We start from the raw sequence: 23713 nt of genomic DNA, 5'->3' as shown, positions 1-23713 counted from the left end.
AACCGGGATACCCGAATGAGCGCACAAGAAGTCGAAATCAGAATATTCCCCAAGATCTCCGATATCGGTCAGGCCGAATGGGATGCCTGTGCCTGCCCAGAAGCCACGGATGGCGCACGGCCCGATGACCCGTTCACCACCTACCGCTTTCTGTCCGCGATGGAGGACAGCGGCAGCGTCGGCCCTGGTACGGGCTGGCAGCCGCAATACCTGACCGCGTCCATTGGCGGCCAGATGGTTGGCGTGGCACCCATGTATGCCAAATCCCACAGTCAGGGCGAATATATCTTTGATCACAGCTGGGCTCATGCGCTGGAACGTGCGGGTGGCCGGTATTATCCGAAACTGCAAATTGCGGTGCCGCATACCCCAGCCACGGGCCGCCGTTTTCTGACCCGTCCGGGGTTCGAGGATGCAGGCGTGGCCGCGTTGATCCAGGGCGCTGTGCAATTGACCGACACCAACGGGTTATCATCGCTGCACATCACATTCTGCACCGAGGCAGAGGCCATGGCGGCAGAGGAGTTGGGGCTGATGGCACGCAAGAGCCAGCAGTTTCACTGGCAAAATCACGGATATGATGATTTTGACGGCTTCCTTGCCACGCTCAGTTCACGCAAGCGCAAGAACATCCGCAAAGAACGCCAGCAAGCGCAAGACTTTGGCGGAACGATTGAAACCTTCACCGGTGACCAGATCGAACCTGAACATTGGGATGCGTTCTGGGAATTCTACCAAGATACCGGTGCGCGCAAATGGGGCACCCCGTATCTGACTCGCCAGTTTTTCGACATTGCCCAGGAAACCTTGCGCGATGATATGGCCTTGGTGTTGGCGCGGCGCGACGGGCGATGGGTCGCGGGTGCGCTGAACTTTATCGGGGCTGATGCGTTATATGGTCGGTACTGGGGGTGTCGCGAGCACCACCCGTTCCTACATTTCGAATTGTGCTATTACCGCGCAATCGACATCGCGATCGACATGAAATTGGCAACCGTAGAGGCCGGTGCGCAAGGCGAACACAAACTGGCGCGCGGCTATTTGCCCACCGCAACTTGGTCACTGCACTGGATGCGCGATCAGGGGTTTGCCCGCGCAGTGGGCGATTACCTGCGTCAGGAACGCGCCGCCGTGGACGAAGAGATCGAGATACTGACAGAATACGGCCCCTTTAAACGCCCCAATATCGAGGAACAACAATGAGCGAAAAATTAAGCGAAGAGACCCGCAAAACCGTCCTTGCCCCGTTGTTTGCAACAGGCTGGGAAATGGTCGACGGGCGGGATGCAATCGTCAAGACATTCAAGTTCAACGACTTTGCCGACGCATTCGGCTGGATGACCCGCGCCGCGATCTGGGCTGAAAAATGGAACCACCATCCCGAATGGGAAAACGTGTATGGCAAGGTGGTCGTCACGCTAACAACCCATGATGTGGATGGCCTAAGCGCGCTGGATGCCAAGCTGGCCCGCAAGATGGACGGGTTGATGGGCCCTGCCAGCTAATAGCGCCGGCACCCCGCAGGAAACAAAAACGCCGCCCGTTACGGGGCGGCGTTTTGCATTTTAACGGGTGGTACAGATCACATGTTGTCCAAAAGCGCCTCGCCGCCGGACAGTTCGCACATGCCGGGGCTTTCCTCGGCCTGGAACAGCGCAACCTTGCCGTCATCCACCAGCATCGCATAGCGTTTGGACCGCGCCATCAGGCCAACAGGTTCGGCGGTGAAATCCATGCCGATCGCTTTGGTAAAGGCGCTATTGCCATCGGCCAGCATTGTGATGCCCGCAGCAGAAGCACCTGTCGCGTCGCCCCATGCCTGCATGACAAAGGGGTCGTTGACGGATACGCAAATGATCTCGTCCACGCCTTTGGCGTCAAACTGGTCTTTGGTGCGGATAAAGCTGGGCACATGCGCCGAATGGCAGGTCGGTGTGAAAGCGCCGGGAACCGCAAATACCACAACTTTGCGGCCTTTCAGTTTGTCGGCCATCTGGACAGGCGCGGGGCCGTCAGCGCCCATTTGCATCAGTGTGGCATCCGGCAGCATATCACCTTGAGAAATCGTCATATATGTGACCTTTCGTGTCATTGCGTTTGTCTCTTGCTTAGATATAGGTTTCGGACGCGGGCAGGAAACTGGTTTTTTCAAGTTAGGGGCATAGGATGGGACATGTTATTGTGATCGGGGCAGGGCAGGCCGGGTCCTCTTGTGTGGCCAAGCTGCGCAATTCCGGCTTTGACGGTAAAGTGACCCTGATCGGTGCCGAAAACGTGCCCCCCTATCAACGCCCGCCCCTGTCCAAGGCCTACCTGCTGGGCGACATGACGCTAGAGCGTTTGTTTCTGCGCCCCGAAAGTTTCTATGGCGAATATGACATTGATCTGAGGCTTGGCACCCATGTCGACAGCATCGACACGGCCGCCCAGACCATTCGGGTAAATGGTGCCGATATGGCCTATGATGATTTGGTGCTGACCACCGGATCGGTCCCGCGCCGCCTGCCTGCCAGCATTGGCGGTGCATTGGACGGCGTGCATGTGGTACGTGATCTGACCGATGTGGATGCCATGGCACCGCGGTTCACCAAAGCGGCGCGCGTGTTGATCGTCGGCGGGGGATATATCGGGCTGGAGGCCGCTTCGGTCGCGGCCAAGCTGGGGTTGAACGTGACCCTGGTTGAAATGGGCGACCGTATCTTGCAGCGTGTCGCGGCCCCGCAAACCTCTGATTTTTTCCGTGATCTGCATCGGTCCCACGGCGTGGATATCCGCGAAGGCGTAGGCCTTGAGCGTCTGATCGGCGACACACATGTCACCGCCGCGCACCTGTCGGACGGGTCGGAACTGCCCGTTGATTTCGTGATCGTCGGTGTCGGCATTGCCCCCGGTATCGACCTTGCCCAAGCCGCAGGGATCGAGATCGACAACGGCATTAAGACCGACAGCCACGGCCGCACATCGGCACCGCATGTCTGGGCTGCGGGCGATTGCGCGTCATTCCCGTATCGCGGTGGCCGTATCCGGCTTGAATCGGTGCCGAACGCCATTGATCAGGCGGAATGTGTTGCGGAAAACATCATGGGGGCTGACAAGGATTACGTGGCAAAACCGTGGTTCTGGTCGGATCAATATGATGTGAAACTGCAAATTGCGGGTCTGAATACCGGATATGACCGGGTCATCACCCGCCGCACGGACGCAGATTCTGTCGCGTTCTGGTATTACAAGGGCAGCGAACTGCTGGCCGTGGATGCCATGAATGATCCGCGCGGGTTCATGATCGGGCGGCGTCTGATCGAGGCCGGAAAATCCCCCGCACCGGAGCTGATCGAGAACCCCGATACCGATTTGAAAGCATTGCTGAAAGCATGAGGATCATCGCAGGCAAATCGCGGGGCACAAGGCTGGCCGAGGTCGGCCGCGGCGACGACGACGCGCATCTGCGCCCGACATCCGACCGTGTGCGCGAAAGCCTGTTTTCGATGCTGGCATCGTTTAACGTCATTAACAACGCACGGGTTCTGGACCTGTTTGCTGGCACGGGCGCATTGGGGCTTGAGGCCCTGTCGCGGGGCGCGCGCGAAGTGGTGTTCGTTGAAAACGGGCGTGTGGGGCAAAAGCTGATCACCGAGAACATCAAGAAACTGCGGGCCGAAGGCGAAACGACGTTGATGCGGTCGGATGCCACCACGCTGGGCGATTGGATCGCAGCGCCCTTTGATCTGGTGTTTCTTGATCCGCCCTATGGCAAAGGGATGGGGCAGGTCGCATTGGTCAAAGCGCTGGCCGGTGGCTGGCTTGCCAAAGACGCGATGATCGTTTGGGAGGAAAGTGCCGCGATGGATCCGCCCGACGGGTTCACGCGGATCGACAAAAGAAAATATGGCGATACCTGGATTACCCTTTTGACCGTGACCTAACCGAAAAACCTGTTCAGGCTTTGCATTTTCCCCGCTTGCGCCTATGAGCTAGTCAATTATTCCAATGGAAAGATGCCCCCATGAGCCTAAGTATGACCAGTACGTTCATCAAACCAATGCACCCCGAGGGGCGCAAGTTTGTCGCGATCTTTGCCGCGATCACCTTGGTCCTATTCCTGCTGGCCGATTTTCTGGGCTGGATCGGCGTTGGGGCGACCGTCTGGTGCTATTACTTTTTCCGCGATCCTGAACGTGTGACACCCAAGGGCGACAATCTGGTGATTAGCCCCGCCGATGGTATTATTTCGTTGATCGAACCTGCCGTTCCCCCGGCAGAGCTGGGCATGGCCGACACGCCGCTGACCCGCGTCAGCGTGTTCATGAACGTGTTTAACTGTCACGTGAACCGCGCGCCGGTCGCAGGCGAGATCACTGACATCGCCTATCGCGCCGGCAAGTTCTTTAATGCGTCGCTGGACAAGGCAAGCAAGGATAACGAACGCAACAGCCTGCGGATCAAGATGGCCGATGGCCGCGACATTGCTGTGGTGCAGATTGCGGGCCTCGTTGCGCGGCGCATTGTTTGCTTTACCACGCCCGGCGCACATACGCAGGCAGGTCAGCGTTTCGGTTTGATCCGCTTTGGGTCGCGTGTGGATGTGTATCTGCCCGAAGGTGTCGAACCCAAGGTCAGCATTGGCCAGACAATGGTGGCTGGCGAAACCGTCTTGGCAGAGCTGTCGTAAATGACTGAACAAACCCCCGCGCCCACAGAAAAAGCGAAAGCTGAGTTTTCATTGCTTCAGTTGTTGCCAAACATGCTGACCATTGCGGCGATTTGCGCAGGCATTTCAGCGATCCGTTTCGGGGCCGAGGGTAAATTCGCATTGGCGGTGTTTCTGATCACGCTGGCCAGTATTCTGGATGGCATGGACGGGCGCGCCGCACGCTATCTGGGCAGCGACAGCAAAATCGGCGCCGAGCTGGACAGCCTCGCGGATTTCGTCAACTTTGGCGTGGCCCCCCCCTTGGTGGTGTATTTCTGGGGCCTGCAGGATTCCTACCGTGCGGGTTGGCTTGCCGTTTTGGTGTTCGCAATCTGCTGCGTGATGCGTCTGGCACGGTTCAACGTCGATTCGCGTACCAAAACCACGTTGGACGATGGCGGGTATTTTACTGGCGTGCCATCGCCGGCGGGCGCAATGCTGGTGATGCTTCCGATCTATCTGCCCTATGCGTTCGGCCCCGGTGCCGCGATGCCGGATCTACTGGCGTGCCTGTACATCGTGCTGGTCGGTTGGGTCATGATCAGCCGCATCCCGACATGGTCGTTCAAATCGGTCAGCTTTTCGCGCAGCAACGTGACCTATTTCCTGATCTTCTTTACCGGCTTTATCGCCTGTTTGGTCAGCTTTCCCTGGACCACACTTGTGATCTGCTGCTTTGCCTATGCGGGCAGCGTCTTGTGGGCCGTGATTGAACTCAAGCTGGCCAAACGCAAAGCTTAATCTTGCGAATAGGTCGGATGGAATTTTCCGGCGGGCGACAGGGTGAAAATCTCGAAACCCGTTTCGGTCACACCGATGGAATGTTCAAACTGCGCCGATAGCGATTTGTCGCGGGTGACCGCCGTCCAGTCATCTGCCAGCACCTTGGTTTCGGCGCGGCCCAGATTCACCATCGGTTCGATGGTAAAGAACATGCCCGGTTCCAGAACGGCCCCGGTGCCAGGGCGGCCATAGTGCAGTACGTTTGGCGGGGCGTGGAACACGCGGCCCAGACCATGCCCGCAGAAATCTGTAACAACGCTCATCCGGTGACTTTCGACAAAGCTTTGGATCGCGTGGCCGATGTCGCCGAAGGTGTTGCCGGGCTTGACGACTTCGATGCCGCGCATCAATGCGTCATGAGTGACTTCGATCAAACGCTCGGCCTTGCGGGCCAGTTTGCCTGCGACATACATCCGGGACGTATCGCCAAACCAGCCATCCACAATCACCGTAACGTCGATGTTCAGGATGTCGCCGTCTTTCAGCTTTTTGTCACCGGGGATGCCGTGGCAGACAACGTGGTTGATCGAAATACAGCTGGCATGCTGATAGCCCTTATAGCCGATCGTGGCAGATTTGGCACCTGCGTCCTCGACCATCTGGGTGATCAGGCCGTCGATGGCCCCTGTGGTTTGACCAACGAAAACATGCGCGGCGATATCATCAAGAATCTGCGCGGCAAGTTTGCCGGCGGCATGCATACCTGCAAAATCCGATGGGTCGTAAATGCGAATGCCGTCTTTTGTCTGGCGTCCTCGGTGTTCATTCATCACCGGTATCTCCGTAGGTCTAAACTGTTTCGTTCGGGATGGTCCAAGGGCCAGTGTAGGTCAACCCTTTAGGGGTAACTCAGTGCCTAAAGTGACCTGTTCGGGGGATATATGGGTGCTAATGATCAATGTTTCCAGCCCAGCGGCGCGGGCAGCCGTAAAAGCGGCGGCATAGGTCGGGTCAATATCGGCGGCCACGGAAAACGCAGTGCAATCCGTGCGCTGTACCAAATACAGCAAAACGGCGCGGTGCCCCAATTCGGCCATCCGGGCCAACTCGTTCAGATGCTTGGCACCGCGGGCGGTGACGCTATCGGGGAATTCCACCAAGCCGGGGGTGCGCGAAAGGGTCGCTGATTTCACCTCCACATAGGCGTCGGGCAAACCGGCCTGCGTTAAAAGGAAATCGATCCGCGAATTTTCACCGTATTTCACCTCTGGTCTGACGGTGCCGTATTGCGCCAGCGCCGGCACCAGCCCCGCCATCAAGGCCGATTTGACCGCGCGGTTGGGCAGCGCGGTATCAACGCCGGTGAAATGCCCGTTTTCATGGTCAACCAGCCGCCAGCCATAGCTCAGCTTGCGTTTGGGATCGTCGTTGGGTTCCAGCCATATCCGCATGCCGGGTTCGGCCAGCCCCATCATTGATCCGGGGTTCGCGCAATGGGCCGTGACCTCGCGGCCATCGTCAAGCGTGCAATCGGCCAGAAACCGTTTGTAGCGGCGGATCAGGCGGGCGGGGACAAGTTCAGTTTGAAAGCGCATAGGGTGTGACCTATACCTCTATCATAGCCCCCTCAAGGAGACAGGCCAATGCCAAACCCCACCGCAGCTATGATCGTCATCGGCGATGAAATCCTGTCCGGGCGCACACGCGACAGCAACATGCACCATCTTGCAGGGCAATTGACCAGTGTGGGGATCGACCTGAAAGAGGTCCGCGTGATCGGCGATGAACACGGCACGATTATTGCAGCCGTTCAGGCCATGTCGAAAGCCTATGATAACGTGTTTACCAGCGGCGGCATCGGTCCGACGCATGACGACATTACGGCTGATTGCATCGCGGCGGCCTTTGGCAAACATATCGACGTGCGCGACGATGCCCGCGCAATTCTGGCAGCCCATTACGCCCGGTCAGGGACCGACCTGAACGAGGCGCGGTTGCGCATGGCCCGCATCCCCGATGATGCGACCTTGATCGACAACCCCGTTTCATCAGCACCCGGTTTCAAGCTTGAGAACGTGCATGTGATGGCGGGCGTTCCATCTGTGTTCGAGGCGATGGTCGCGTCGGTTCTGCCCACCCTGACTGGCGGTGCCCCCCTGATCAGCGCAACCCTACGGATTGATCGGGGCGAAGGCGATATCGCGGGGCCATTGGGGCAGATCGCCAAGGATTATCCAGCCCTGTCGATCGGGTCGTATCCGTTTCAAAAAGACGGCAAATACGGTGCGCATATCGTGATCCGTGGCAGTATTCAGGCCGAGATCGACGCCGCCGTGAAAACTCTGGAGGCCGCTTTTCCATGACGCCTGATATTCCACAGCTGTACGAAGGTGTTGACCAGACATGGCCCGCCGCAAGACGTTGGACAGAAAACGGCTGGACCTTGCGCGATGGTCAAGGCGGGGGCAAGCGTGCTTCGGCCGCGACGCGTGTGGCCGATGATGCCGATATCGGAGTTGCCGAAGCCGCCATGCGCGCATTGGGGCAAACGCCGCTTTTCATGATCCGGCAAGGCGATGAAGCGCTGGACGCCGAACTGGCAGCGCGAGGCTATGAGATCATCGATCCCGTCAATATGTATGTCCTGCCCGTTGAAAAGCTGACCGATGTGCCGATCCCGCCGGTGACCGCCTTCGAGATCTGGGAACCGCTGGCGATCATGCTCGAGATTTGGGCCAAAGGCGGCATCGGTCCGGCCCGCATCGACGTGATGCGCCGCGCCGCGCAAAAGACAGCAATCTTGTCGCGCTGGAAGGAAAAGCCCGGCGGCGTGGCTTTTGCCGCGATCCACGACGGGGTGTGCATGGTTCATGCCGTCGAGGTGCTGGAACACCAGCGCGGCATGGGCGTCGCAAAATGGATGATGCGCCGCGCGGCACTGTGGGCGCAGGCCCGTGGGGCGACCCATCTGGCGGTTCTTTGCACAAAGGAAAATGCGCCTGCAAACCGGCTGTATCAAGGGCTAGGCTTTGCCCATGTGGGCGACTATCATTACCGCCAATCCCCTGATTGAAGGAGCCACAAGATGGCCAAAGACGCCCCAACCGCCCTTGACCTGCCAATGGTCGATCCGCTGCCCGAAGCGACACAGAAATACTTTGATGTCTGCCAGGAAAAGCTGGGGATGATCCCGAATGTCTTGCAGACTTATGCGTTTGATATCGACAAGCTGAACAGCTTTACCGCGATGTACAACGATCTGATGCTGGGTGCGTCGAACCTGTCCAAGCTTGAGCGCGAGATGATCGCGGTCGTCGTGTCGTCAGTGAATAAATGCTACTATTGCCTGACCGCGCACGGGGCTGCGGTGCGGCAACTGTCTGGCAATCCGATCCTGGGCGAACAGATGGTGATGAACTGGCGCGTGGCCGATCTGGATGCACGTCAAACCGCGATGCTGGAATTTTCCGAAAACCTGACAGTGGCCAGCGCCAAAACCACCGAGGCCGACCGGCAGGCCCTGCGCGATGTGGGTTTCACGGACCGTGATATCTTTGACATCGCGTCGGTTGCGGCGTTTTTCAACATGACCAACCGCGTGGCAAGTGCGACCAACATGAAGCCCAACGAGGGCTATCACGCGCAATTCAGATGATGATACGTTGCGCTGGTTTGCTGTGGCTGGTCTTGGCGACCCAAGCCGGCGCGATAGAGCTATCGCTGCCGCAAATCGCGCGCCTGACGGTTGAACGGAACACCAGTCCCGACAGCTATGCCGCACCCATCAGCACGTTTCAGGACGGAACCCTTGATACGGTAACGGTTGAGGGGTCCGTCGCCCGACAGGCCTGGAGGCTGGAGGCCGCGGGCCTGACGCCGCTGCAAGTGCTGCGCCCGCTTCGGTCGCAGCTTGAGGCGGCAGGGTACGACGTGGTGCTTGAATGTAGCGCTGCGGCCTGTGGTGGTTTCGACTTTCGCTTTGCGACCGAGACGCTGCCGGGTCCGAACATGTACGTCAACATCCGGTCCTATCAGTTTGTCACCGCTGTGCAGGGTCCGCTATCGGCCCCGACCTCTGTTGTGACGGTGCTTGCCAGCACGGCGTCTTCGTCGGCCTATGTCCAGATTATTCAGGCCATTTCGGAAGGCGAAGCCGATGTTCCGGTTGCCGATGCCACAGGGCCTGTGATTGCTGCAGGCGGCAACGGTCTGGTCGATGCGTTGCTTGGTCAGGGACATGCGGTTTTGTCGGGGCTTGATTTCAAATCCGGCACGGCGACTTTGGGTGCAGCGGGCGACGCTGCGCTGGGGCAGCTTGCGGCGTTTCTGAAAGACCAGCCAACGGCGCGCGTGGCGCTTGTAGGGCATACCGATAGTGTCGGTGGGCTTGACGCGAATATCGCCTTGTCGCGCAGTCGGGCAGTTGCTGTACGCGACAGGCTGATCCAGAATTTTGATGTTCCCGCTGCGCAGATGGATGCCGAAGGCATGGGCTATCTTGCCCCTGTTGCATCCAACCTGACGCCGGAAGGCCGCGAGGCCAATCGCAGGGTCGAGGTGGTATTGTTAACAACGCCCGGCTGATCCCATCCTGACAACAAAGATTTTGCCATTCGCCCTATAGACGCTGGATTGCGATCCTTGCCTGAAATTCCACAGCAAAAAATCCCCCGCTGGCCTTTCAGCGAGCGAGGGCGATCTGATGAAATCAGATCAAGTGCACCGAGGGGATGTGGTGTTCGGGGTTACCAGTCTGTTGGGCCTTTGTCGGCAAAGGCATGGACCAGAAAATCAATAAAGGCGCGTACTTTGGGCTGGGTGAACCGGCCGGGCGGGTACACGGCATAGATGCCTTGGGTTTCCAGCGGCAAATCAGGGATGGCGTCTTCGACCAAGCCTTTTTCCATCGCGTCGGCATATAAAAAGCTGGGGAGATAGGCGATGCCAAGACCGGAAATAGCCGCGTTCAGCAAGGATTGACCGTCATTGACCGAAAGCCAGCCAGCGGTGCGCACCTGACGCTTCTCGCCCGAGGGGGATGTCAGCTTCCACATGTTACCACTGGATTGGTTAGAATAATGCAGCAGCTTGTGATCGTTCAGATCGTCGATCTTTTCAGGGCGGCCGTATTTCTCGAAATAGCCGGGGCTGGCGATCATGCGTTTGGTGGTTTCGGTCAGCTTGCGGGCCCGCAGGGTGCTGTCTTCCAGCTCTCCGATGCGGACAGCCATATCAAAGCCTTCGCTGATCAGTTCAACATAGCGGTTGTTCAGCACCATGTTGACGGTGATGTCGGGGAATTCTTCCAGAAAACCGGAGAGGGCAGGCGACAGGTGGTTCACCCCGAAATCCGTTGCGACCGAAATACGCAGCAGGCCGGAGGGGGCCGATTGCATCGACGTGACCAGCGCATCTGCTTCGCCTGCATCGTTCAATACGCGGCGGGCCCGGTCGTAATAGGCAAGGCCGATTTCTGTGGGGCTGACCCGGCGGGTCGTCCGGTTCAGCAATCGCGCACCAAGCCGTGCCTCAAGCGAGGAGACGTGTTTTGATACGGCGGACTTCGAGATGCCCATCTTTTTGGCGGCATCCGTAAAACCACCCTGATCCACAACTGTGGCGAATGCTTCCATTTCTGTCAGGCGGTCCATTGCCGTCCCCTTTTCAATCATCTGCGTTGGGAATGGTATGGTGCCCAAATCGGGCAGGATCACGGCAGAGGTGGGACAGTAGCAAGGTCATTGCATGGATCGTTCGCGGCAGGGAAACATTGAAACAATGCCCGCCAACGGGGGGCTTTAGATCCAGCGCACCCATCTGAGCAACGCAAACATCAGCACAGCCAGGGCCGTCATCGACAGGCACAGGGCGGCAAAGGCCCACGGGTGACCGGTGCCGGGCATCCCGCCAACGTTCACGCCGAACAGCCCGGTCAGAAAACCCAGCGGCAGGAAGATGGCTGCGGCCACAGACAGCACATAGCCGTGCCGCGCCTGACGCTGGGCGACATTGGCATCATGTTCTTCCTGCACCGACACAAGGCGCTCGCGCAGCTCGTCCAATTCCTCCACCGCGATCAGCGCGCTGTTGGCTTGTTCGTGCAGCTCCAGCTGGCTGGCTTGGGGGATCAGCGGTATATCAAGGGCGGCAAGCTTGCTCAGGGCGGCACGTTGCGGATCAAGATAGCGCCGCAACCGGATCACGCTGCGCCGGATTTCGGGCAATTCATGCGGCATCGGCGTTTCTTTGTCTTCCAGATCGATCTCAAAGAACTCCGCCTGTTCGTCGATGCTTGCCACATGTTCCTGAACCCGCAGGGTCAACCGCCGCACCAGATCCTCAAGAAACTTGGCCGGGCTGGGCGGGGCGTTTTGTGCTTCGGCCAATTGGCGGATCGCGTCGATGGCAAAGACCTTTTTGCGGCGCACGGTGATCAGCAGACCTGTTTCAACAAACATCCGCACAGACACCATTTCATCGGCGTCCTGACCTGCGTTCATATTGATGCCGCGCAGGTTCAGGATCAAACCGCCGTCAAACCGGTCACAGCGCGGGCGCGTTTGTTTCTGGATCAGCGATCCGGCGGGGATTTCATGCAGATGTTCGCGCACCCAAGGTTCAAGCATCTCGTCGGTCAGATCGAAATGCCACCAGCGGTACACACCCGGCCCCGTCAGGTTGGTCTCGGTCGGAACGGACGTGGTGCCATCGGCAAAAATATCAAAAACACAAATCGGCATGCGGTCCGCCCTTAACTGCTCAGGGCGGAGTTTCGCATCCTACAGGCAAAGGGGCAATATCACAGTGCGGCGGCCAGCCGCGTGCCTTGGTCAATCGCGCGTTTCGCGTCCAGTTCAGCGGCGACATCGGCACCACCGATGACGTGGCAAGGGATGCCTTTGACCTCAAGCGCGTCGGCGAGGGACCGGTCCGACAGTTGGCCTGCACATAGCACGATGGTGTCCGCCTCGATCAGCTGTGGTTTCTCGCGGGCTTCGCCAAAGCTGATGTGCAGCCCGTCTGCGTCGATCTTTTCGTAATTCACGCCACCGATCATCTGGACGTTCTTCATGGTCAGCGATGCACGGTGAATCCAGCCCGTGGTCTTGCCCAAGCCCTTGCCGACTTTGGTGGCCTTGCGTTGCAGCATCGTGACCTCGCGCGCGGGTGCGTGGGGTTGCGGGCCTTCGGGGGCCAGACCGCTGCGATGGTCGGCTGGGTCGGTGACGCCCCATTCTTTCATCCATTCGGGCAGGTTGGTGGTGGTGCTGTCGCCGTCATGAACCAGATGTTCAGACACATCGAACCCGATGCCGCCTGCGCCGATCACGGCGACTTTCTTGCCCGCCGTCACCTTGCCGTTCAGGATGTCGATATAGCTGACCACATTGCCTGCATTCTGCCCCGGTATCTGCGGGTCGCGCGGCACAACGCCGGTGGCGATAATCACCTCGTCGAAACCCCCAAGATCATTGGCGGATACTTCGGTGTTCAGTTTGACCATCACGCCGCGTTCCTTGACCATGGCGCGGTACCAATCGACCAGACCCCAGAATTCTTCCTTGCCCGCAACCTGCTTGGCAAGGTTCAACTGCCCGCCAATCTCTGAGGCGCGGTCAAACACAGTGACCTTGTGCCCACGCTCTGCCGCTGTGATGGCTGCCGACAGACCCGCAGGGCCGGCACCGACAACCGCGATGGTCTTGACGTTCTGCGATGGCTCTACCTTCAGCTCTGTCTCGTAGCACGCGCGCGGGTTGACCAGACAGCTTGATATCTTGCCCCCAAAGGTGTGATCCAGACAGGCCTGATTACAGGCGATGCAGGGCGCGATCTGGTCGGCCTTGCCTGCCGCCGCTTTGGCGACGAAATCCGCATCGGCCAGCATGGGGCGTGCCATCGACACCATGTCGGCGCAGCCTTCGGCCAGCACGTCTTCGGCGACTTGGGGGGTGTTGATCCGGTTCGAGGTGATCAGCGGAATGCCCACCTGACCCATCAGTTTCTTTGTGACCCACGCAAATGCAGCGCGCGGCACCGACGTCGCAATCGTGGGAATGCGCGCCTCGTGCCAGCCGATGCCGGTGTTGATGATGGTGGCACCCGCTGCCTCGACTGCGCGGGCCAGTTGTGCGACCTCGTCAAAGGTTGATCCGTTGGGGATCAGGTCGATCATCGACAAACGGTAGATCAGGATGAAATCGGGGCCAACGGCCTCGCGGACACGGCGGACGACTTCGACCGGCAGCTTCATCCGGTTCTCATAGCTGCCGCCCCATTCATCGGTGCGCTTGTTGGTGTGGGTGACCAGAAACTGGTTCAGGAAGTATCCTTCGGAGCCCATGATTTCGACACCGTCATATCCCGCCTGTTTGGCGCGCAGGGCACAGGCGGCGATATCGCTGATTTGCTTTTCGATACCTTCGGCGTCCAGCTCTTTTGGGGCGAACATCGAAATCGGGGATTTGATCGCCGATGGTGCCACGCAATTGGGGCTGAACGCATAGCGGCCCGCGTGCAGAATCTGCATCGCGATCTTGCCGCCGGCCTCGTGTACCCGTTGGGTGACGATGCTGTGGTTGTCGACATCCTTTTGCGAGGTCATCATCGCGGCACCGTGGGCGACTGACCCTTCGGGGTTCGGCCCGATGCCGCCGGTGACCATCAACCCCACATCGCCCCGCGCGCGGGTGGCGTAAAATTCGGCGACACGGTTCCAGTCCTGGGTTTCCTCAAGCCCCGTATGCATCGACCCCATCAGCACGCGGTTTTTCAACGTGGTAAAGCCCAGATCAAGCGGGGCCAGCAGGTGAGGATAGTCGGACATTGGGCGAACCTTTCGAAGGATGGGGACGGTGTGGCTGACTTCATCTTAAGCGTTGGCGTCTGTCACGCACAACGCTGCGTAAGCCAATATACATGGGGGCGGCTTTTGTGCTAGGTCCGCGCTGAACCGATGCAACCCAAAGGCCCGCCCCATGACCCCCGAAGAAATCGCCAAACTGCCCTACCGTCCTTGCGTGGGTGTGATGCTGATCAATGCGGATGGCCATGTCTTTGTCGGGCAGCGCCGCGACCGCGATCAGGACGCGTGGCAGATGCCCCAAGGCGGCGTTGAAAAAGGCGAACACGCCGAGGTCGCCGCCCTGCGCGAGCTTGAGGAAGAAACCGGTGTTCGGCCGAGTTCCGTGTCTGTCGTGACCCAGACCGAAGGCTGGCTGCCCTATGATCTGCCCCATGATCTGGTGCCGAACATCTGGAAGGGGCGGTATCGCGGTCAGGAGCAGAAATGGTTTCTGTTGCGGTTTCACGGCGCTGATGACGAGATCGACCTGAAGACGGATCATCAGGAGTTCTCGGAATGGCGCTGGTTGCCCGTTGACGATCTGGTCGCCAACATCGTGCCGTTCAAACGCGAGGTGTACGAAGCTGTCGTCGCGGCATTCCGGCCCTATATCGGGGCGGCTTAAGCCCCCTTTTGGTTTTTCCAGACTGCCCGTTTCGTAGCGGATTTCGACCATTGTGCATGATCGGAAACCATTGGCGCGATACATCCCCTGTGTGAGGTGTCTTTGGCCGTGCATTTGCCCGTGGGCATATTGACGGTGCCCCCGGCATGGGCAAACACAGCCTTGTCGGTGCCTGATGCCGATCCCCTTTTGTGACAGGACCTCGACCATGAAAAACTTTGCACTGACCGTTACCTGTCCGTCGACCCGCGGGGTCGTCGCCGCGATTGCGAATTACCTTGCCGACAACGCCTGCAACATCACCGACAGTGCCCAGTTCGACGACAAGGAAACCGGCAACTTCTTTATGCGGGTCAGCTTTGAAAGCGATGATGCCGTCGATCTGGGCAAATTGGCCGAAGGGTTTGCGGCCACGGCCAGCCCGTTTGACATGACGTATGACTTTCACGACCAGACCGAAAAGATGAAGGTCGTGATCATGGTCTCGCGTTTTGGCCATTGCCTGAACGATTTGCTGTACCGCTGGCGCATTGGCGCGCTGCCGATCGACATCGTCGCCGTGGTGTCGAACCATATGGAGTATCAAAAGGTCGTCGTGAACAACGATATCCCGTTCCACTGCATCAAGGTCACCGCCGAAAACAAGGTCGATGCCGAAGCGCGGATTATGGCGGTGGTCGAGGAGGCAGGGGCCGATCTGATCGTGCTGGCCCGCTATATGCAGATCTTGTCAGACGAGATGTGCCAAAAGATGTCGGGGCGGATCATCAACATCCACCATTCGTTCCTGCCCAGCTTCAAGGGGGCGAATCCCTATAAGCAGGCGTTCCAGCGCGGGGTGAAACTGATCGGGGCAACGTCGCATTATGTGACCGCCGATCTGGATGAAGGCCCGATCATCGAACAGGACATCGTGGTTGTCACCCATGCGCAATCCGCCAATGATTACGTGTCACTGGGCCGCGATGTCGAAAGCCAGGTTCTGGCCCGCGCCATTCACGCGCATATTCACCGCCGCGTGTTTTTGAACGGCAACAAGACAGTCGTGTTCCCGGCATCGCCCGGATCATATGCATCCGAACGGATGGGCTAAGCGCCCGCTTTAGCCGATGATCGGCACATGCGGGCCGGCATCGCGCCCCAACATGCCCGTCAGCCGCGGATCGTCGGCAACTTCGATCTGACGGCGATAGGGCGTGAACCCGCTGCGAATATAGAATGCCACGGCCTGCGGGCTGTCGATCGTGCAGGTGTGGACATGAAAGCGGGTGATGGGCTTGGCCCAGGCGGTCGCAATCGCATGGTTCATCAGATAACGCCCCGCCCCCGCGCCGATCAGTTTCGAGGTCAGCCCGAAATAGGCCAGCTCGCATTCGCCGGGCTGGCGGAAATCCAGTTCAAGCAGGGCTTCGTCCTGACCGTCCTTGGAGAGCGTGTAAAATGCCATATCGGGATCGGTGAGGATCGCGTTCAATTCGGCGTCCGACATCACGAGCCGCCCGAACCACAGCCAGTCTTGCGCACCGACGCGTTTGAAAATGTCGCGGTACCAGTCAAGCGTCGGGGTGACCTGCCGCAGGGTTATACCTTGGGGCAGGGACACCGCACGTGTGGGGGCTGCCGCGTGCATTTGCAGATGGGTGACGACCATCGCCAGTTTGCCATCGGGCACATCATGATAACCATCACCCAGCATTGATCAGACCAACCCTTGTTCTTTGAACAGGGTCATGATGTCGACCAGGGGACGCGGGCCAACGTGGCTGATAACCTCGGCTGCGCAGATGTGGCCCATCTTGCCGCAGGTTTCCAGATCGCGACCTGTGGCCATGCCATACAGGAAACCCGCAGCGAACTGATCCCCGGCACCTGTCGCATCAACGGGGGTGATTTTGGTCACCGGCACATCGACACGTTCGCCATCGCGGATCAGCGTGACGCCATCGCCCGACCGCGTGCACACAACTATGTTACACATCGCAGCAGTCTTGGTCAGCGCTTCTTCGACATCGTCGGTTTCAAACAGGGATCTGATTTCGGCCTCGTTGCCGATGACGTAATCCAGTTCGTCGGCGATCATGCGCAGGAAATCGTCGCGGTGACGGTCAACGCAGAAAGGATCGGAAATCGCGATGCCGGCCTTGCCGCCCGCAGCGCGGGTCAGACGCGACGCCTCAAGAAAAGCCTGTTTGCCCTGATCCTTGTCGAACAGATATCCTTCGAGGAACATGATCTTGGCCGAGGACGCGACAGCATCCGGTACATCCGCAGGCCCCAGATCGGTCGAGATGCCCAGATAGGTGTTCATCGACCGTTCACCATCTGGCGATACAAAGATCATCGACCGCGAGGTCGGCAGATCACCACCCGCAGCGGGGGCATTCACGAAATCCGTGCCGCCGTCGATCATGGATTGCGCATAGAACTGGCCCAGATGGTCGTCATTCACACGCCCGATAAATGCGGTCGGCAGGCCAAGCGCACCGATGCCGGCAATCGTGTTGGCAACCGACCCACCGGGGGTTTGCAGGCGGTCGTTCATCGCGCCATACAGGTCTTCGGCGCGGTCACGCTCGATCAATTGCATGATGCCTTTTTCGATGTTCATGTCGGCAAGAAACGCGTCATCGGCATGCGAGATTACATCGACAACGGCGTTGCCGATACCAACCACTTCATATTGGGTCATTCGGTTTTGTCCTCATAGGGGCAGAGATCACGGATGATGCAGGTTCTGCACTGCGGCTTGCGCGCTTTGCAATGATAACGGCCGTGCAGGATCATCCAGTGATGGGCGTGTTGTTGGAAATCAACGGGGATATTGTCTTCGATGGCGCGTTCAACGGCATCGACAGTTTTACCGGGCGCGATACGTGTGCGGTTGCCGACGCGAAAGATATGCGTATCGACCGCTTGTGCGGGATAATGCCACCACATGTTCAGCACGACATTGGCCGTCTTGCGCCCGACACCGGGCAGGGATTGCAGCGCGGCGCGGCTGTTGGGCACAATGCCGTCATACTCATCAACCAGAATCTGGCTCATCTTGATGACGTTCTTGGCTTTCTGGCGGAACAATCCGATGGATTTGATATGTTCGATCAGACCTTCCAACCCGAGGTCCAGCATCTGCTGGGGCGTCTCTATCACTTCGAACAGGGATTTCGTCGCCTTGTTCACACCCGCATCAGTTGCCTGCGCGCTCAGCGCGACTGCAACCAGCAAGGTATAGACATTGGTGTGATCAAGCTCGCCTTTGGGTTCGGCATCGGCTGCCTGAAAGCGGGTAAAGATCTCGCGGATGGTATGATAATCAAGGGGCTTGGCCATGACCCTTGGTATGGGATGAATTTGCAATCAGGGCAAGACTGGCTGCAGGCAAGCTGCGCCATTTACCACTTTTGCACATTCTGTTCGCTAGATTGCTTTCTCAGGCCCTAGATTGGGCGTGTGAAACGGGCCTTTGACCCTAAGAAAGGAAAGCGTGATGTCGGTTGAATTGATGTTTTCAAAGGTCTCCGGCTTTGGGCCGGGGGCGATGATCATGACACTGGATGGTGAATTACCGGTAGAATGGATCGAATCGGGGGATTACGTCATTACCCGCGATCACGGTGCCCAACGCATACTGGCGATCAAACGGTCGCGGGGCATCGGGCCGGATGGTCTTCCGCTGCCTGCGCCCTTGCATCTTCGGCCCCGCGACAGCGCAGCACCCGATGGCTTGGCAGAGCCTTTGCGCCTGTCGCCGCATCACAGCGTGCTTGTCGCATCCCCGCGCGTGGCGCTGCATTTCGGCCATAACGAAGCAATGGCGGAAATCGGGGCAATGTCACGGCGTCGCGGGCCCCGTGTTGAACTTGGCGCACCGGCGTTAAGCTATCATCACATTATCACAGAACGACACGAGCTGATCATGACCTGCGGTATCTGGGCAGAGACGACAGGGCAAAATATGGCGTGGATGCTGGATGTGCCCCCCGCAGTCCGCCGCGCGAGCAGGATATTTGACGCGGAAACCACAACCCCGCGCATGTGTCTCACCAATCAAGAGGCGCGTTTTCTGCGTGATTTGCTGAGCCCCGAAGAATCGCTTTTGCATTTGCTGGCCGCCTGAGGATGCGTTTGCCGCAAGTTTCGGGTCGCTAGACGCCTGTGCAGACCCTAGTTTGGGAGCATGACACATGATTGCACCCCCCCGATTCACGACCCAGAAGATGGCTATCACTATGGTGTGATGCGCCGCGCGATTGATTTGATCGATCGCGCCGCCGACCCCTTGGCGCTGGATCAGATCGCCGGCGAAATGGGGATGAGCGCGCCGCACTTCCAGCGGATTTTCTCGCGGTGGGTGGGGGTGTCGCCCAAGCGCTATCAGCAATACCTGATGCTGGACCACGCCAAAGACCTGCTGCGCGACCGGTTTACCACCCTTGGGGCTGCCCATGAACTGGGTCTGTCGGGGTCAGGGCGGCTACATGATCTTTTCCTGCGTTGGGAGGCCATGAGCCCCGGCGAATTCGCCCGCAAGGGGGAGGGGTTGGTGATCTCGTGGGGGTGGTTTGACAGCCCCTTTGGCCCAGCCCTGGTCATGGGAACGGACCGCGGGATATGCGGCCTCGCTTTCTCGGCCGAGATGGGCGAAGCCGAAGCGATGGCAGATCTGTGCCGCCGCTGGCCGGGTGCCAGTTTCATCGAAAACCCCGGCCTTTTGCACGACTGGGTCCAGACGGCCTTTGGCGCGCAGGATGGTCGCAGCGGCAAGGCCCCGATTTATCTGATTGGTGCCCCCTTCCAGATAAAGGTGTGGGAGGCATTGCTGAGCATCCCGTCCGGCAATGTCACAACCTATTCCGAGATCGCGCAAACCATCGGCACACCCAAGGCGGTGCGCGCGGTGGGAACGGCTGTCGGGCGCAACCCGATCAGTTGGTTGATCCCCTGTCACCGCGCCCTGCGCAAATCCGGCGGCTTGGGGGGGTATCACTGGGGCATCCCCGTCAAACGGGCTATGCTGGCCTATGAATCCGCGCGGGCAGATGCCGGCTGATAAGCGGGTTGGTGCCGATCGGCAGTATCGCGCCAGTTTATCGGGAACCTGAGGTCGTGTAGGGAGTTGAGTGCTACATGCCTCGCCCGAACGGGGCCCCAACTAAGGCAGAAAGATATTATGACTTTTTCGAAAACCACAATCGCCGTCGCCCTGACCAGTGTTCTGGCCCTAAGCGCCTGTGAACCCGGTCCGATCGGTGGCAACCCCAATGATCCAAACGCAAACACACGCAACAGCGCACTGATCGGCGCGGGCGCGGGTGCCGTTATCGGTGCCCTGTCCAAAGGTGACGGTAACCGTGCCGATGGCGCTTTGGTGGGTGCATTGGCTGGCGGCGCTATCGGCGCTGGCATCGGCTATTCGCTGGACAAGCAAGAGGCAGATCTGCGCCGGCAGCTGGACAGTGACGTGATCATCACCAACACCGGTGACCGTCTGATTGTGACCTTGCCACAGGATATCCTGTTCGCAACAGACAGCACCACTGTGCAGGCGGGTATGCAGAACGATCTGGCAGCATTGGCGCGCAACGTGAATATCTATAGCAATTCCACTTTGCAGATCATCGGCCACACAGACAGTGACGGCGATGCAGCGTATAACCAGCAATTGTCCGAAGGTCGCGCACGCGCGGTCGCGAGCGTTTTGATCGGCAATGGTGTTCCGGGCGGGCGTATCCGTTCGGTCGGTCGCGGTGAAAGCCAGCCGATTGCAAGCAACCTGAATGCTGCTGGCAAGGCGCAGAACCGTCGTGTCGAAATCGTTATCCTTCCCAACGCGGCCTAATATCTGACAGGTTTAGCGAACAGAGGCTCCGGTAACCCGCCGGGGCCTCTTGCTTTTTGCCCTCTTGCTTTTTGCGTGGTTCGCCACAGTTCACGTTACAGCATATTCATTCAAAGGATCGTCACCCATGGCCAAGCTGAACCTTATTGGTATTTCCGGATCGCTGCGCAAAGGATCGACAAATTCGATGCTGCTGTCCGAGGCCGCCCGGCTTTTTGGCGATTGCACCTATACCGAAGCCGATATCCGGTTTCCGCTGTATGATGCCGACGAAGAAGAGGCGACAGGGGTTCCAGCTGCTGTGCAAACCGTGGCAGACCAGATTGCGGCGGCTGATGCGGTGCTGATTTCGACAGTCGAATATAACAAAGGCCCGTCAGGTGTTTTGAAAAACGCGCTGGACTGGATCAGCCGGGTTGAAGGCACACCCTGGAGCGGCAAGCCCTTGGCTGTGATGTCTGCCGCCGCAGGCCGTGCAGGTGGTGAACGCGCCCAGTTGATTTTGCGCAGCTTCATGGTGCCGTTCCGCCCGCGCATTTTGCAGGGTCCCGAAATTCATCTGGCCAACAGTTCCAACGCATTTGATGAAAACGGGCATCTCACCGGAGAGATCTACGTGAAAGAACTGACCCAGTTGATGGAAGCGCTGCGCGCCGAGATAAACCGCTAGACGGTTGGCACGCTTACCTCGATCAGGTTGCGGTCGGGGTCGCGGATATAAAGCGATGTGATCGGCCCTGTGGCCCCTGATCGGGGCACGGGGCCGTCTTCGATCTGGACCCCGTGAATTGTCAGATGTCTGATCCAGTCTGCAATCGGGGCATCGGTCAGAAAACAAAGATCGGCGGACCCTGCGGTAGGTTGCGCGGCTTTGGGGTCGAATTCACGCCCTTTTTGATGCAGGTTGATTTTGGATTGCCCGAACCGGAGCGCCCAGCGTTTGCTGCCATCGGCCACCTGAAATTGCTGGCCGCGCATCCCTAGGACTTGGGTGTAGAATCGCACGGTTTCAGGTATGCTTGCAACCGTCAGAACAAGGTGATCCAATTCTCTTACGCGGCATTGAATTTCCGAATGTTGCATGACGATTCCTTATGTGACCCTTCAAAACGGATACTGCGCCTATGACAGAACAACGTAAACAGGATGTGATGGACAGTGCCCGCGCCTCGGCATTTCAAGTCGCATTGGGGCACGACGCAACCCTTTGTGCGGGCGATCCGCTTCCGCCGTTCTTTCATCAGCTTTATTTCTGGGACCCTGAACCCCCAAAGGCGTTGGGGCGCGATGGCCACCCCAAGGTTGGCGGTCTGATCCCTGACATGGGGTTGCCCCGGCGGATGTGGGCCGGCGGACGGTTGAATTTTCACGGTCCCATTACCGCAGGCACGCCGGCTGAAAAGCGCACGGTATGCGAACGCCACCAGCGCAAGGATGGCCGCAGCGGGCCGTTGGGGTTTGTCACATTGCGCCACGAGATTTGGCAAGACGATGCGCTGTGCGTGACGGAATGGCAGGATCTGGTGTACCGCGAGGATGCAGATCCCGTCGCGCCAAAACCTGTCCCGCCCGTGGCGCGCAAAGATGCCGAAACGATGGATCGTGTCAGCTTTACCTCGACCTTGCTGTTTCGGTATTCGGCGCTGACGTTCAATGGCCATCGCATCCATTATGATCTGGACTATGCCCGCGACGTCGAAGGGTATGACGGGTTGGTCGTCCATGGCCCGCTATTGGCGCAATTGCTGATGCTCAAAGCGCAAACGGAGCTGGGGCCGCTTGCGGAATTCAGCTTTCGCGCGACATCGCCGCTGATGGATCACGAAACCGCCACGCTGTGCCGAAACGGCCGCGATCTGTGGGTGCAGGGGCCGGACGGGCGGCAATGTATGGTGGCAACCGCCTAAAGGTTGTCTGTGACGCGAAACCCGTCGGGAACCGCATCGGATCCGTCCAGCAGCAGGTCTGCCATCACCTCGGATATTTTGGGGGCCATGCCGAACCCGATCTTGAAGCCGCCGTTGGCGATGAAATGACCGGGCCTGTCGGGCCAAGCCCCCAACATCGGCGCGCGGCTGTGGCTGCGGGGGCGCAGTCCGGCCCAGCGGTCGATCACCTGCGCCGATGCCAACGCAGGAACGGCGGAACGGGCCTTGGCGATGACATCATCCAGCTGCGTGTCGGTCTGGTCGGCGTTGTCAAAATACCGCTCGGTTGTTGATCCGACGGCGACGGTGCCATCGCTATGCGGGATGATGTGCACACCATCGGCAAAAAGTTGCGGCAATCCGCGCGCGTCATGGGCCAGCAACGCGGCTTGCCCCTTTTCCCCCGCCCCGACCACGCGGTCGTATCGGGCTGACATGTCGGTCAATCCCGCCACGCCTGTCGCCCACAAGACCTGACCCTGATCGGGCGCTTCCGCTTGGATCGTGACGCCTTTGGCCTGCAACGCCATGACCAGCGCAGTGCAGGCCTGGCGCGGGTGGATCAACGCGCTGAGGCTGTCGTAGATCAACCATCCCGTCGGGCTTGCCGGTGCCCAGTCGGCATCTTTGGCCTGAAGCACCTGCCAGACGGCGTTGTCTTGCCAGAATTCTTGCGCAGTCTCTGCGCGGCGGTGCGCCAGTTCGATACCGCGGTCATTCAGGATCGGCTGCAATCGGCCTTTTCGGGCATAGCCGGATTTCGCGCCGCCGATTGCTTCGACCTCGTGCCAGAACCCTTCGGCCATCAACAGGCTATCGAGCTGAAACGCTTTCTTGGCGCTCCATTTTTCGGGCACATGCGGGGCCAGCGCGCCGACGATCCCGCCGCTGCTGCCTGATGCCGGGCCAAAAGGGTCGATCACCTGAACCGCAGCACCGCGCCTGACGCAGGCCCAGGCCACCGACAAGCCAAAAATCCCCGCGCCCCGTATTGTGATTTCGACCATTGCTAATCCTTGCCCTTTTTGCGCAGTGTTTTCAAAATTTCAGATAGCACAAGGCC

28 protein-coding genes are annotated in these 23713 nt (G+C 59.0%); 17 read left to right on the top strand and 11 right to left on the bottom strand.

The genetic code is table 11. The annotated features are described in order from the left end of the window. Window positions 1–15: 15 nt before the first annotated feature. Window positions 16–1203, top strand: a complete 1188-nt coding sequence (locus tag HGT1_RS16460; RefSeq protein ID WP_176251051.1) for a GNAT family N-acetyltransferase — start codon at window positions 16–18, stop codon at window positions 1201–1203. Further along, entirely contained in the window at window positions 1200–1505 is a 306-nt protein-coding gene (locus tag HGT1_RS16455; protein ID WP_176251050.1) for a 4a-hydroxytetrahydrobiopterin dehydratase, read from the top strand. Before HGT1_RS16460 ends, HGT1_RS16455 begins: the two co-directional genes overlap by 4 nt. A gap of 77 nt (window positions 1506–1582) precedes the next feature. Here the strand turns inward: HGT1_RS16455 and HGT1_RS16450 are convergent, their stop codons facing one another. Continuing rightward, entirely contained in the window at window positions 1583–2071 is a 489-nt protein-coding gene (locus HGT1_RS16450; protein ID WP_176251049.1) for a peroxiredoxin, read from the bottom strand. A 95-nt stretch (window positions 2072–2166) separates the two neighbouring features. Between HGT1_RS16450 and HGT1_RS16445 the strand changes: the two genes are divergently transcribed. The 4 genes from HGT1_RS16445 to pssA all read left to right on the top strand — a co-directional run bounded on the left by HGT1_RS16445 (window position 2167) and on the right by pssA (window position 5431). Continuing rightward, window positions 2167–3375 (top strand): NAD(P)/FAD-dependent oxidoreductase, encoded by a 1209-nt coding sequence (locus tag HGT1_RS16445; RefSeq protein ID WP_176251048.1) that lies wholly within the window; start codon window positions 2167–2169, stop codon window positions 3373–3375. Continuing rightward, window positions 3372–3923 (top strand): 16S rRNA (guanine(966)-N(2))-methyltransferase RsmD, encoded by a 552-nt coding sequence (rsmD, locus tag HGT1_RS16440; RefSeq protein ID WP_176251047.1) that lies wholly within the window; start codon window positions 3372–3374, stop codon window positions 3921–3923. The genes HGT1_RS16445 and rsmD overlap by 4 nt, the downstream gene beginning before the upstream one ends. A gap of 80 nt (window positions 3924–4003) precedes the next feature. Beyond that, entirely contained in the window at window positions 4004–4669 is a 666-nt protein-coding gene (locus HGT1_RS16435; RefSeq protein ID WP_176251046.1) for a phosphatidylserine decarboxylase, read from the top strand. Then, window positions 4670–5431 carry a CDP-diacylglycerol--serine O-phosphatidyltransferase gene (gene pssA, locus HGT1_RS16430; protein WP_176251045.1) on the top strand — a complete coding sequence of 254 codons (762 nt, stop codon included), beginning with the start codon at window positions 4670–4672 and terminating at the stop codon, window positions 5429–5431. It abuts the gene before it with no gap. On the opposite strand, the gene map is transcribed toward pssA, so the two are convergent. After that, entirely contained in the window at window positions 5428–6243 is an 816-nt protein-coding gene (map, locus tag HGT1_RS16425) for a type I methionyl aminopeptidase (RefSeq protein ID WP_176251044.1), read from the bottom strand. The two genes, pssA and map, sit on opposite strands and share 4 nt — an antisense overlap. Window positions 6244–6303: 60 nt before the next feature. Beyond that, on the bottom strand, window positions 6304–7008 hold the full coding sequence (gene sfsA / locus HGT1_RS16420; RefSeq protein WP_176251043.1) for a DNA/RNA nuclease SfsA: 705 nt from the start codon (window positions 7006–7008) through the stop codon (window positions 6304–6306). A 48-nt stretch (window positions 7009–7056) separates the two neighbouring features. Between sfsA and HGT1_RS16415 the strand changes: the two genes are divergently transcribed. Genes HGT1_RS16415 through HGT1_RS16400 form a run of 4 tightly spaced genes read left to right on the top strand, consistent with a single transcriptional unit; the run spans window position 7057 to window position 9997 of the window. Then, window positions 7057–7776 carry a molybdopterin-binding protein gene (locus HGT1_RS16415; protein WP_176251042.1) on the top strand — a complete coding sequence of 240 codons (720 nt, stop codon included), beginning with the start codon at window positions 7057–7059 and terminating at the stop codon, window positions 7774–7776. Further along, entirely contained in the window at window positions 7773–8486 is a 714-nt protein-coding gene (locus HGT1_RS16410) for a GNAT family N-acetyltransferase (protein WP_176251041.1), read from the top strand. Before HGT1_RS16415 ends, HGT1_RS16410 begins: the two co-directional genes overlap by 4 nt. 12 nt (window positions 8487–8498) lie before the next feature. Next, on the top strand, window positions 8499–9068 hold the full coding sequence (locus HGT1_RS16405; protein WP_176251040.1) for a peroxidase-related enzyme: 570 nt from the start codon (window positions 8499–8501) through the stop codon (window positions 9066–9068). Next, window positions 9065–9997 (top strand): OmpA family protein, encoded by a 933-nt coding sequence (locus HGT1_RS16400; RefSeq protein WP_176251039.1) that lies wholly within the window; start codon window positions 9065–9067, stop codon window positions 9995–9997. Before HGT1_RS16405 ends, HGT1_RS16400 begins: the two co-directional genes overlap by 4 nt. Window positions 9998–10158: 161 nt before the next feature. Here HGT1_RS16400 and HGT1_RS16395 read toward each other — a convergent pair whose 3' ends face one another. The 3 genes from HGT1_RS16395 to HGT1_RS16385 form a co-directional block, all read right to left on the bottom strand. After that, entirely contained in the window at window positions 10159–11064 is a 906-nt protein-coding gene (locus HGT1_RS16395) for a LysR family transcriptional regulator (protein ID WP_176251038.1), read from the bottom strand. A 147-nt stretch (window positions 11065–11211) separates the two neighbouring features. Then, on the bottom strand, window positions 11212–12153 hold the full coding sequence (locus HGT1_RS16390; protein WP_176251037.1) for a zinc transporter ZntB: 942 nt from the start codon (window positions 12151–12153) through the stop codon (window positions 11212–11214). A 59-nt stretch (window positions 12154–12212) separates the two neighbouring features. Beyond that, window positions 12213–14240 carry an NADPH-dependent 2,4-dienoyl-CoA reductase gene (locus HGT1_RS16385; protein ID WP_176251036.1) on the bottom strand — a complete coding sequence of 676 codons (2028 nt, stop codon included), beginning with the start codon at window positions 14238–14240 and terminating at the stop codon, window positions 12213–12215. A gap of 151 nt (window positions 14241–14391) precedes the next feature. Here HGT1_RS16385 and HGT1_RS16380 point away from each other — a divergent pair, with 151 nt between their 5' ends. Next, complete coding sequence (locus HGT1_RS16380) at window positions 14392–14883, top strand: RNA pyrophosphohydrolase (RefSeq protein ID WP_176251035.1); 492 nt, start codon at window positions 14392–14394, stop codon at window positions 14881–14883. 208 nt (window positions 14884–15091) lie between these two features. Further along, window positions 15092–15976, top strand: coding sequence for a formyltetrahydrofolate deformylase (gene purU, locus HGT1_RS16375; RefSeq protein WP_176251034.1), 885 nt, complete (start codon window positions 15092–15094; stop codon window positions 15974–15976). Window positions 15977–15985: 9 nt separating this feature from the next. Here purU and HGT1_RS16370 read toward each other — a convergent pair whose 3' ends face one another. From HGT1_RS16370 to nth, 3 genes are read right to left on the bottom strand one after another with little or no spacing between them, the layout of a single operon-like run. After that, on the bottom strand, window positions 15986–16579 hold the full coding sequence (locus HGT1_RS16370; RefSeq protein ID WP_176251033.1) for an N-acetyltransferase: 594 nt from the start codon (window positions 16577–16579) through the stop codon (window positions 15986–15988). Window positions 16580–16582: 3 nt separating this feature from the next. Further along, entirely contained in the window at window positions 16583–17572 is a 990-nt protein-coding gene (locus HGT1_RS16365) for an adenosine kinase (RefSeq protein WP_176251032.1), read from the bottom strand. After that, the gene (gene nth / locus HGT1_RS16360; RefSeq protein ID WP_176251031.1) at window positions 17569–18213 is read right to left on the bottom strand and encodes an endonuclease III; all 645 of its coding nucleotides are present in this window, start codon (window positions 18211–18213) and stop codon (window positions 17569–17571) included. Before nth ends, HGT1_RS16365 begins: the two co-directional genes overlap by 4 nt. 157 nt (window positions 18214–18370) lie before the next feature. Between nth and HGT1_RS16355 the strand changes: the two genes are divergently transcribed. The 4 genes from HGT1_RS16355 to HGT1_RS16340 all read left to right on the top strand — a co-directional run bounded on the left by HGT1_RS16355 (window position 18371) and on the right by HGT1_RS16340 (window position 21392). After that, window positions 18371–19000 carry a Hint domain-containing protein gene (locus tag HGT1_RS16355; RefSeq protein WP_176251030.1) on the top strand — a complete coding sequence of 210 codons (630 nt, stop codon included), beginning with the start codon at window positions 18371–18373 and terminating at the stop codon, window positions 18998–19000. 60 nt (window positions 19001–19060) lie between these two features. Continuing rightward, window positions 19061–19933, top strand: a complete 873-nt coding sequence (locus HGT1_RS16350) for a bifunctional helix-turn-helix domain-containing protein/methylated-DNA--[protein]-cysteine S-methyltransferase (RefSeq protein WP_176251029.1) — start codon at window positions 19061–19063, stop codon at window positions 19931–19933. A gap of 120 nt (window positions 19934–20053) precedes the next feature. Then, entirely contained in the window at window positions 20054–20722 is a 669-nt protein-coding gene (locus HGT1_RS16345; RefSeq protein ID WP_176251028.1) for an OmpA family protein, read from the top strand. 127 nt (window positions 20723–20849) lie between these two features. Continuing rightward, window positions 20850–21392 (top strand): NADPH-dependent FMN reductase, encoded by a 543-nt coding sequence (locus HGT1_RS16340; protein ID WP_176251027.1) that lies wholly within the window; start codon window positions 20850–20852, stop codon window positions 21390–21392. Here the strand turns inward: HGT1_RS16340 and HGT1_RS16335 are convergent. After that, window positions 21389–21805, bottom strand: coding sequence for a VOC family protein (locus tag HGT1_RS16335; protein ID WP_176251026.1), 417 nt, complete (start codon window positions 21803–21805; stop codon window positions 21389–21391). The genes HGT1_RS16340 and HGT1_RS16335 overlap by 4 nt on opposite strands. A 41-nt stretch (window positions 21806–21846) precedes the next feature. On the opposite strand from HGT1_RS16335, the gene HGT1_RS16330 reads away from it, so the two are divergent. Further along, window positions 21847–22629: an acyl dehydratase gene (locus HGT1_RS16330; protein ID WP_176251025.1), complete on the top strand. Its 783-nt coding sequence runs from the start codon at window positions 21847–21849 to the stop codon at window positions 22627–22629. On the opposite strand, the gene HGT1_RS16325 is transcribed toward HGT1_RS16330, so the two are convergent. Then, window positions 22626–23657 (bottom strand): FAD-binding oxidoreductase, encoded by a 1032-nt coding sequence (locus HGT1_RS16325; RefSeq protein ID WP_176251024.1) that lies wholly within the window; start codon window positions 23655–23657, stop codon window positions 22626–22628. The two genes, HGT1_RS16330 and HGT1_RS16325, sit on opposite strands and share 4 nt — an antisense overlap. Window positions 23658–23713: the final 56 nt, after the last annotated feature.

This window comes from Sulfitobacter sp. HGT1 (genome assembly GCF_013282155.1).
Lineage (GTDB): Bacteria > Pseudomonadota > Alphaproteobacteria > Rhodobacterales > Rhodobacteraceae > Sulfitobacter.
The sequence above is the reverse complement of the archived record's forward strand: the minus strand, read 5'-3'. Positions and strand labels throughout refer to the sequence as shown.